At 73.2% G+C, this 8,638-nt stretch carries 6 protein-coding genes; 4 read left to right on the top strand and 2 right to left on the bottom strand.

Annotated elements, in window-relative coordinates:
* The first annotated feature begins 392 nt into the window (after positions 1-392).
* Both ABZ261_RS27555 and ABZ261_RS27560 read left to right on the top strand, forming a co-directional pair.
* Positions 393-1,979 (top strand): beta-N-acetylhexosaminidase, encoded by a 1,587-nt coding sequence (locus ABZ261_RS27555; protein ID WP_356863721.1) that lies wholly within the window; start codon positions 393-395, stop codon positions 1,977-1,979.
* An 86-nt stretch (positions 1,980-2,065) separates the two neighbouring features.
* Complete coding sequence (locus ABZ261_RS27560; RefSeq protein WP_356863723.1) at positions 2,066-3,499, top strand: cellulose binding domain-containing protein; 1,434 nt, start codon at positions 2,066-2,068, stop codon at positions 3,497-3,499.
* Between the two features lie 93 nt (positions 3,500-3,592).
* Here ABZ261_RS27560 and ABZ261_RS27565 read toward each other — a convergent pair whose 3' ends face one another.
* Positions 3,593-4,936, bottom strand: a complete 1,344-nt coding sequence (locus tag ABZ261_RS27565) for an MFS transporter (RefSeq protein WP_356863725.1) — start codon at positions 4,934-4,936, stop codon at positions 3,593-3,595.
* A 94-nt stretch (positions 4,937-5,030) separates the two neighbouring features.
* Positions 5,031-5,720: a FadR/GntR family transcriptional regulator gene (locus tag ABZ261_RS27570; RefSeq protein WP_356863727.1), complete on the bottom strand. Its 690-nt coding sequence runs from the start codon at positions 5,718-5,720 to the stop codon at positions 5,031-5,033.
* A gap of 189 nt (positions 5,721-5,909) precedes the next feature.
* Between ABZ261_RS27570 and leuA the strand changes: the two genes are divergently transcribed.
* Together leuA and ABZ261_RS27580 are read left to right on the top strand one after the other, a co-directional pair.
* Positions 5,910-7,715 carry a 2-isopropylmalate synthase gene (leuA, locus tag ABZ261_RS27575; protein WP_356863729.1) on the top strand — a complete coding sequence of 602 codons (1,806 nt, stop codon included), beginning with the start codon at positions 5,910-5,912 and terminating at the stop codon, positions 7,713-7,715.
* Positions 7,712-8,518: an ATP-binding cassette domain-containing protein gene (locus ABZ261_RS27580; RefSeq protein WP_356863731.1), complete on the top strand. Its 807-nt coding sequence runs from the start codon at positions 7,712-7,714 to the stop codon at positions 8,516-8,518. Before leuA ends, ABZ261_RS27580 begins: the two co-directional genes overlap by 4 nt.
* The last annotated feature ends 120 nt before the right edge of the window (positions 8,519-8,638 follow it).

The raw sequence follows: 8,638 nt of genomic DNA on the forward strand, positions 1-8,638 counted from the left end.
ACCGACAGGTCACTTGTCCAGCGGACAAGTGGTCAGGTCTCTGGTGCGCAGCCCTGCTCCCCCCCGGCGCCATCCCTGAGCCTTCCCGAGGTGAACCGTGACGTCACGTTCGCTCACCGGTGTGTGTCTCCCGGCGCCGTCCGCCGCCCTCACGGCCCGCTCCCGAGGCTCCGACGACACCACCGGTCCCGGCGCGGACGGCGACACCGCGCCGGCGAGCGGCACCGCCCCGCGCATCGACCGTCCTCGTCCGCCCCCTCCGCCGGCGCGCCGCCACGTCCGGCACAGCCCCCGGCGCCCTGCGGAGCAGACGCACCACCCCGTGCCGCAGACCGCGGACATCTCACCGCGCACCCGCAACTTCCGCCCGCCCCGTACCGGAAGGCCGCCCCGTGCCCCCACCCCGCCGCGAACCGGCCCTGCTGCCCCGGCCGACCAGGCTCGTCCGCCGTTCCGGCCGGTTCTCCCTGGACACGACCACCGCCGTCCGGGCCACGGAAGGCGCCGAGGGCGCCGCCGACCTGCCGCGCCTCCTCCTCACACCCGCAACCGGGCTGCCGCTGGCCCCCTCCGCGGCCGGCGCCGTCACCCTCACCGTCGACCCGCACCTCGGCGGTCTGGGACAGGAGGGCTACGGGCTCACGGGCTCCCCGCCCCGCGTCCTGCTGCGCGCCGCCCGGCCCACGGGTCTGCTCCGCGGCGTCCAGACCATCCGTCAGCTCCTGCCGCCCGAGGCTCTCGCCCCGGCCCCGGGCACCGTCCGGCACGAGCACGGGGAGCTGCCCTGCGTCGAGATCACCGACGTACCTCGCCGTCCCTGGCGCGGCCTGATGATCGACGTCGCCCGTCACTTCCACGACGCGGCCACCCTGCGCCGCCACATCGACCTGCTCGCCCTGCACGAACTCAACGTCCTGCACCTTCATCTCACCGACGATCAGGGCTGGCGCATGCCGTTCCCCTCCCACCCCCGGCTCACCTCGGTCGGGGCCCACCGGGCCGGGACGATGACGGGACCGGACGGCACCACCGGCCTCGACGGCCGCCCGCACGGCGGCGCGTACACCGGCGCCGAACTCACCGACCCGGTCGACCACGCGGCTCGGCGCGGCGTGCGCGTCGTCCCGGAGATCGGGATGCCCGGACACGTCCGCGCCGCCCTCGCCGCCTACCCCCGCCTCGGCAACCGACCCGACCGCACTCTCGACGTGTGGACCCGGTGGGGAGTGTGCGACACCGTCCTCGGCGTCCACGACGAGGTCCTCGACTTCGTCCGGGCCGTCCTCCACGAGGTGATGGAGGTCTTCCCCTCCCCCTACATCCACCTCGGCGGCGACGAGTGCCCCACCACCGAGTGGGAGCGAAGCCCGAGCGCCCGCGCCCGGGCCACCGCGGAGGACCTGCCCGGCCCCGCCGCGCTCCACGGCTGGCTCCTGGGCCGAGCCGGGGACTTTCTGACGGAGCACGGCCGCCGCCCCGTCGGCTGGGCCGAGGACGGCGCCCCGCTCCCGCCCGGCTTCACGGTGATGAGCTGGCGCGACCCCGCGCACGCCGCCGCGGCGGTGAACGGCGGCCACGACGTCGTCCTCGCCCACCACCGCACCACCCACCTCGACCACGCGCAGGACGACGCCCCCGACGGGCCGCCCTCGCAGCCCGGACCCGTCGTCGACCTGCGCACCGTCCACGCCGGAGACCCCGAACCGGAGACCCCCGCCGTCGGCGGTGGACGCGTCCTCGGCACCCAGGCACAGATCTGGACCGAGTTCGCCCCCGGCGCCGCCGACCTCGACCGCCTCGCCTACCCCCGACTGTGCGCGCTCGCCGACCGCGCCTGGACCGGGCCCACCGCCTGGGCCGACTTCACGTCCCGGCTCGGCGCGCACATGCCCCGGCTGGACGCCCTGGGCGTCCGCCACCATCGTCCGACCGCGCCGAGGACAGCCGCGGCGCCCGCGAGTGCAGCGCCCTCCGCCTGACGTCACCCCGCTCACATCCCCGATCACATCCCCCCGATCACCGTTCCGATCGCATCCTCGATCGCATCACGGAGAGGACCCCCACTGTGATCAGCAGCCAGAACCGGCCGGCCGGGCAGCGCCGCGGCCGCCTGCGGTCCGCCGCCGCGGCGGGCGTCGTCACGGCCCTCGCCGCCGCCGCCCTCGCCGCCCTGCCGGGCACCGCCCGCGCGGCGGGCGACCTGTCGGTGCAATACCGCACCAGCGCCACCGGCGCCACCGCCGACCAGAGCGAGCCGTGGTTCAAGGTGAAGAACACCGGCGCCACCGCCCTGCCACTGAACGAGGTCAGGATCCGCTACTACTTCAAGGCGGACTCGGCCGACGCCGCCTACCGCTTCGCCTGTTCCTGGGCCGCCAGGGGCTGCGCCTACATCACCGGCGTCTTCGGCACCCTCGCCCACCCCACCGACACCGCCGACCGCTACCTGGAGATCGGTTTCACCTCCGGCGCCGGCTCCCTCGCCCCGGGCGCCGACACCGGCGACATGCAGCTGCGCTTCTACCAGTCCGGCTGGCAGACCCTGCGGCAGAGCGACGACTACTCCTTCGGCGCCGGCCAGACCGCCTACGGGGACTGGAGCAAGGTCACCGCCACCCGCGCCGGCGATCTCGTCTGGGGCACCGCCCCCGCGGGCGACACCCCCACCGAACCGCCGCCCCAGCCCGGCGGTTCCGGCACCCTCTGGGACGACTTCAGCTACACCTCGCACACCGACGCCAGGATCAGCGCCCACGGCTGGTCCGTACGCGCCAACTCCGGCGGCCCCGGCGTCCCCGGCGCCACCTGGGACCCCTCCAACGTCACCTTCTCCACCGGCAACGGCAACACCGTCATGACGATGGAGACCTCGACCGCGGGCACGGCGGCCACCACCGAGCAGACGGAAGTCCTCACCAGGGCGACCAAGTTCAAGAACGGCACCTACGCCGCCCGCGTCAGGTTCAGCGACGCCCCCCGGTCCGGACCCGACGGCGACCACCTCGTCCAGACCTTCTTCACCATCAACGACCTCAAGGCCCCGATGGCCGACGACTACGCCGAGTACGACTTCGAGTACCTCCCCAACGGCGGGTGGGGCGAGCCGTCCGACATCCTCTACACCACCTCCTGGGAGACGTACAACCCGGACCCGTGGCAGGCGGTCAACCAGCACACCGAGAGCCGCCGGAGCTACGCCGGCTGGCACGACCTCGTCGTCACCATCGACAACGCCTCCATCAAGTACTACGTCGACGGGCAGCTCTTCGGCACCCACGACGCCGCCTACCTCCCCGAACGCCCCATGTCGATCAACTTCAACCAGTGGCTGATCGACCTCGGCGGGCAGACGTCCACCACCCCGCGCGCCTACGAGCAACAGGTCGACTACGTCCTCCACGTCAAGGACCAGGTCCTCACCCCCGCCCAGGTCGATGCCAAGGTGGCGGCATACCGGTCCGCCGGCACCGCCTTCGAGGACACCGTCCCCGCCAACTGAACCCCGCTGGAGGCGGTCTGCGCCGCCGCCCCGCCTCGCGCCCGCCGGTGGCACGCCCCGGCCGCCGGGCCGGGGGAGGGGCGGTGGCGCCTGTCAGGACGTCGTGACCTCCCGCTCCCGCGTCTCCGGCAGGAGCAGCAGGCACACCAGCGACAGCACGGCCATCAGGCTCACGTACCAGCCGACCGACGCCGAGCCGAACGCGGCCTGGAGGCGCGTCGCCACCAGGGGTGCCACGGCGCCTCCCGCCACGCCGCCGAGGCTGTAGGCGAGCCCGGCTCCGGAGTAGCGCAGCCGGACAGGGAACAGCTCGGGCAGGAACGCCCCCATCGGCCCGTAGATCACTCCCATGAGGAACAGCGCCCCGCCGAGCCCGAGGACGATCAGCGGCAGGTCACCGGTGTCCAGGAGGGGGAAGAGCAGCGGGCCCCACACCGCCGCCGCGACCGTGCCGTACAGCGCCATCGGCCGCCGCCCGAGCCGGTCGGACCTGGTCGCGGCGGCCCATGTGCCGGCGGCGAGGAAGACGACGGCGGCCATGGAGGCCAGCAACATGGGGGTACGGCCGATGCCGAGCGTCTTGGTCCCGTACGACAGGCAGTAGGTGGTGGCGGTGTAGAACAGGCCGTACGCCACGATCATCGCGCCCGACCCGAGGAGCAGTGCCCGCGGATGAACGCGCACGACCTCGGCGAACGGGGCCCGGACGGCACGGTGGTCCGCCGTCGCCTTCCGGAAGGCCGGGGTCTCGCTGATCTGCAGCCGGACGAAGAGGCCCACCGCCACCAGGACGAGGGACAGCAGGAACGGGACACGCCAGGCCCACCCCTGGAAGGTCGCGTCGCTCACCTGGGTGGACAGCAGCAGGAACACACCGGTCGCGGCGAAGAACCCGACGGACGGACCGAGTTGGGGGAAGGCCGCGTACCGCCCCCGGTGGCCGTCCGGTGCGTGCTCCACCGCCAGCAGGGCCGCGCCGCCCCACTCCCCGCCGAGCCCGAGGCCCTGCAGGAAGCGCAGCAGCACCAGCAGCGCCGGCGCCCAGGCGCCCCACGTGCCGTACGTGGGAAGAAGTCCGACCGCCGCGGTCGACAGGCCCATGAGGAGGAGGGAGACCACCAGCACGGACTTGCGCCCCAGCCGGTCGCCGAAGTGACCGAACAGGACGGAGCCCAGCGGGCGGGCCAGGAAGGCCACGGCATAGGTGGAGAAGGAGGCGAGCACCGCGTTGACGGGGGAGAGGTTGGGGAAGAACGCCTCGTCGATGACGAGCGCGGCGGCGGTGCCGTAGATGTAGAAGTCGTAGAACTCGATCGCCGTGCCGATGAAGCTCGCCACGGCGACGCGGCGCAGCGGCCCGCCGTCGCTCGGCTGCTCCGGGGGGACGGGGAGCGCTGAGTCCGCCCGCTGATCCGGCGTTCCGTGTCTGTGCGGCATGGTTGACCCCTTGGTGTGTCACAGCTGCGGACCGTTTCGCCGCGGCGCGTCCCTGGACTCGGCGTCCACGCCCCCGTGCCCGGGGGCGGCGGTGTCACAGGGAGTGCAGGAGGGCGAGCGTCTGCCTGAGTTCGTTCCGCAGCGCGTTCCCGGCGGCCTCGGCGTCGCCCTCCGTCACCGCGGTCACCAGGGCGGTGTGGCCCTCCTCGCCGTGGTGCGGGTCGTCGGAGCGCAGGTTCAGCAACTCGACGAGATCCAGGAGCCGTTGCTTCAGGATGGGTATGAACTCGGTGAACAGCCCGGTCAGCACCGGGTTGTGCGCCGCGGCGACCACGGCCTCGTGCAGCGCGATGTCGGCCTCGACGAACGCGGCGTCGCCGGCACGTCCGGCGGTCCGGCGTGTGTCCAGAGCCGCCCGGAGCGCGGCGATGTCCTCGTCGGTGCGCCGCCGGGCCGCCAACTGCGCGGCCTCGACCTCGACGAGCATGCGGACCTCGTAGACGTCGGTGATGGCCGCCTGCCGGAGCTGGGTGGACCAGTCCTCCTTGGGGCGGTTCGCGATGACGAAGACACCGGAGCCCTGACGCGCTTGCACCAACCCGGCGCCGGCGAGGGCCCGCAGGGCCTCGCGGACGGTCGAGCGCCCCACGCCGAGCGACTTGGCCAGGGCGGTCTCGCCGGGGAGCTTCGTCCCCACCGACCACTCTCCGCTGGTGATCTGCTCACGCAGATGCGTGGTGGCCTGTTCGACCAAGGGGGACGGACGCAGGGCGCCTAGTGACATGTGAGGTCCACCTTCCCATACCTCTCGGGTTGTCTGAGGAGCTGAGTTGTCGTTACTGTACCCGCATGCTGCTGCACGAGCTTCTTCTCCTCGGCTGCCGCTGCGGGGCCTGACACGACCGGCACCTCCGCAGCGGGGTCTCGGGCTGTGCCGGTCTCCGGATGGCTGACTGAAAGAAGTTCCGCACCGATGGCTTCCTCTCCCCGCCCGCAGAGCACGGCGTTTCCCACCCTGCGCACCCCTTCCGGTGACGTCCCGGCGGACGCACCGCGGTGGAACCCCCAGCGCCCGAGCGCGATGCCGCACCACCGCTACCGGCCCGCGCACGAGCGGGTCCCGCTGCCCCTGACGGACCGCACCTGGCCGTCGCGCCGGCTGGAACGGGCTCCGCTGTGGGTGCCCGTCGACCTGCGGGACGGCAACCAGGCGCTGGCCGAACCGATGGACACCGAGCGCAAGCGCCGGATGTTCGACCTCCTGGTCACCATGGGATTCAAGGAGATCGAGGTCGGCTACCCCTCCGCGAGCCAGACCGACTTCGACTTCGTACGGCACCTGGCCGAGAGCGGCGCCGTCCCCGACGACGTGACCGTCTCCGTGTTCACCGCGGCCCGCCAGGACCTGATCGACCGGACCGTCGACTCCGTCGAAGGACTGCCGCGCACCCTCGTCCACCTCTACACCGCGACCGCGCCCACCTGGCGGGACGTCGTGCTGGGCCGCTCCCGCGCGGAGGTCCACGCCCTGATCCACGAGGCCGCCACCCATCTGCTGCGCCGCGCCGAGGAACGGCCGCACGCCGACATCCGGTTCGAGTTCTCCCCGGAGGTCTTCAACCTCACCGAGCCGGACTTCGTCCTTCAGGTGTGCAACAGCCTGACCGAGCTGTGGGACGCCAGCCCCGACCGGCCGGTGGTGCACAACCTGCCGGCGACGGTGGAGATCGCCACCCCCAACGTCTACGCGGACCAGATCGAGTACATGGACCGCCACCTGGCACGCCGCGACTCGGTGATCCTCTCGGTCCATCCGCACAACGACCGCGGGACCGGCGTCGCCTGCGCCGAGCTCGCCGTCCTGGCGGGCGCGCAGCGCGTCGAGGGATGCCTGTTCGGCAACGGCGAGCGCACCGGCAACGTCGACCTGGTGACCCTGGCGCTGAACCTGTACGCGCAGGGCGTGAACCCGATGATCGACTTCTCCGACATCGACGCGGTGCGCGAGGTCGTGGAGCACTGCAACCGGCTGCCCGTCCACCCGCGCCACCCCTACGGCGGCGACCTGGTGCACACCGCCTTCTCCGGCACCCACCAGGACGCCATCTCCAAGGGCATGGCCCACCACGCCAAGCAGGCCGCCGAACAGGGCGTTGCGCCCGAGCAGGCGCCGTGGGCGGTGCCGTACCTGCCGATCGACCCGGGCGACATCGGCCGCACGTACGAGGAGGTCATCCGGATCAACTCCCAGTCCGGCAAGGGTGGCATCGCCCACCTCCTGCAGACCCACTACGGCCTGGACCTGCCGCGGGCCATGCGGCCGGACTTCTCCCGCGCGGTGCAGCACGTCACCGACACCACCGGCGAGGAGCTGTCGCACAAGCAGCTGTGGGAACTGTTCCGCGCGACCTACCTCACCCCCGCCCTGGAGGGACCGGTCGCGCTCGAGTCCTGGAACACCGCCGAACCCGCGCCGGGCGAGCACCGGTTCACCTGCACCCTGCGCACCGGCGGGCGGGAACACGTCTGCCAGGGCACCGGCAACGGCCCCCTGTCCGCCTTCGCCGACGCCCTGCGCGGCATCGGCGTCACCGTCGACATCCTCGGCTACACCGAGCACTCCACCACCACCGGGCCGGGCAGCCCCGCCGTCGCCTACGCCGAGTGCCGCGTCGACGACGTCGTCTGCTGGGGCGCGGGCTGGGACACCTCGGTCCTCACCGCCTCCGTGCACGCGGTCATGGCCGCCGTCAACCGCTCCGGGCGGGTCCCCTCGTGAGCACACCCCCGGTACTGCGCGTGCGGGACGTGGACGTCGTACGCGACGGCACCCCGATCCTGAGCGAGGTGTCGCTGACCGTCCGGGCCGGCGAGCACTGGGCCCTGCTCGGCGCCAACGGGGCGGGCAAGAGCACACTGCTCGGTCTCCTCGGGGCGCTCACCCACCCCACCCGGGGCTCCGTCGAGGTGCTCGGCCACCGGCTGGGCCGCGTCGACATGCGTCAGCTGCGCTCCTACGTCGGCCACGTCAACCCGCGGCACGACCTGCGCTCACCCCTGAAGGTGCACGACGTCGTCCTGACCGGGCTGACCAACACCCTCGAACGCGTGCCCCGCTGGCAGCCCACCCCCGAGCAGACCGCCACGGCGGACCGTCTCATCGAACTGCTCGGCCTCGGCGACCGCCGCGACGCCCGGTGGCCCACCCTGTCCCAGGGGGAACGGGGCCGCGCCCTCATCGCCCGTGCGCTCATGCCCAGCCCCCGGCTGCTGCTCCTCGACGAGCCCGCCACCGGTCTGGACGTGGCCGGCCGGGAGCAACTGATCGAGCGGATCGACACGTTGCAGCACACCTACCCCGAGCTGGCGTCGGTGCTGGTCACCCACCACCTCGAGGAACTCCCCCCGGGGACGACCCATGTGATGCTGCTGCGCGAGGGGCGCTGTCTCGCCTCCGGCCCCGCCGACGAGGTGCTGACCGGTGACCAGGTCAGCAAGTGCTTCGACCATCCCGTCCGCCTCACCCGGGTCGACGGACGCTGGAGCGTGCGGGCCGGCCGCCCGGCCGGCGCGCCGGGCTGACGGAGAGACGGTCGTGGTGGCGCCCGCCGTCGGCGCCACCACCACCCGCCGGCACGCCGACGCGGGGCCCGCCAGCGCGACCGCCCCCCCGGCCCGGGGCCCGTCCCCCCCCGAAAGGTG

It is taken from the genome of Streptomyces sp. NPDC006193 (assembly GCF_040613915.1).
Taxonomy (GTDB): domain Bacteria; phylum Actinomycetota; class Actinomycetes; order Streptomycetales; family Streptomycetaceae; genus Streptomyces.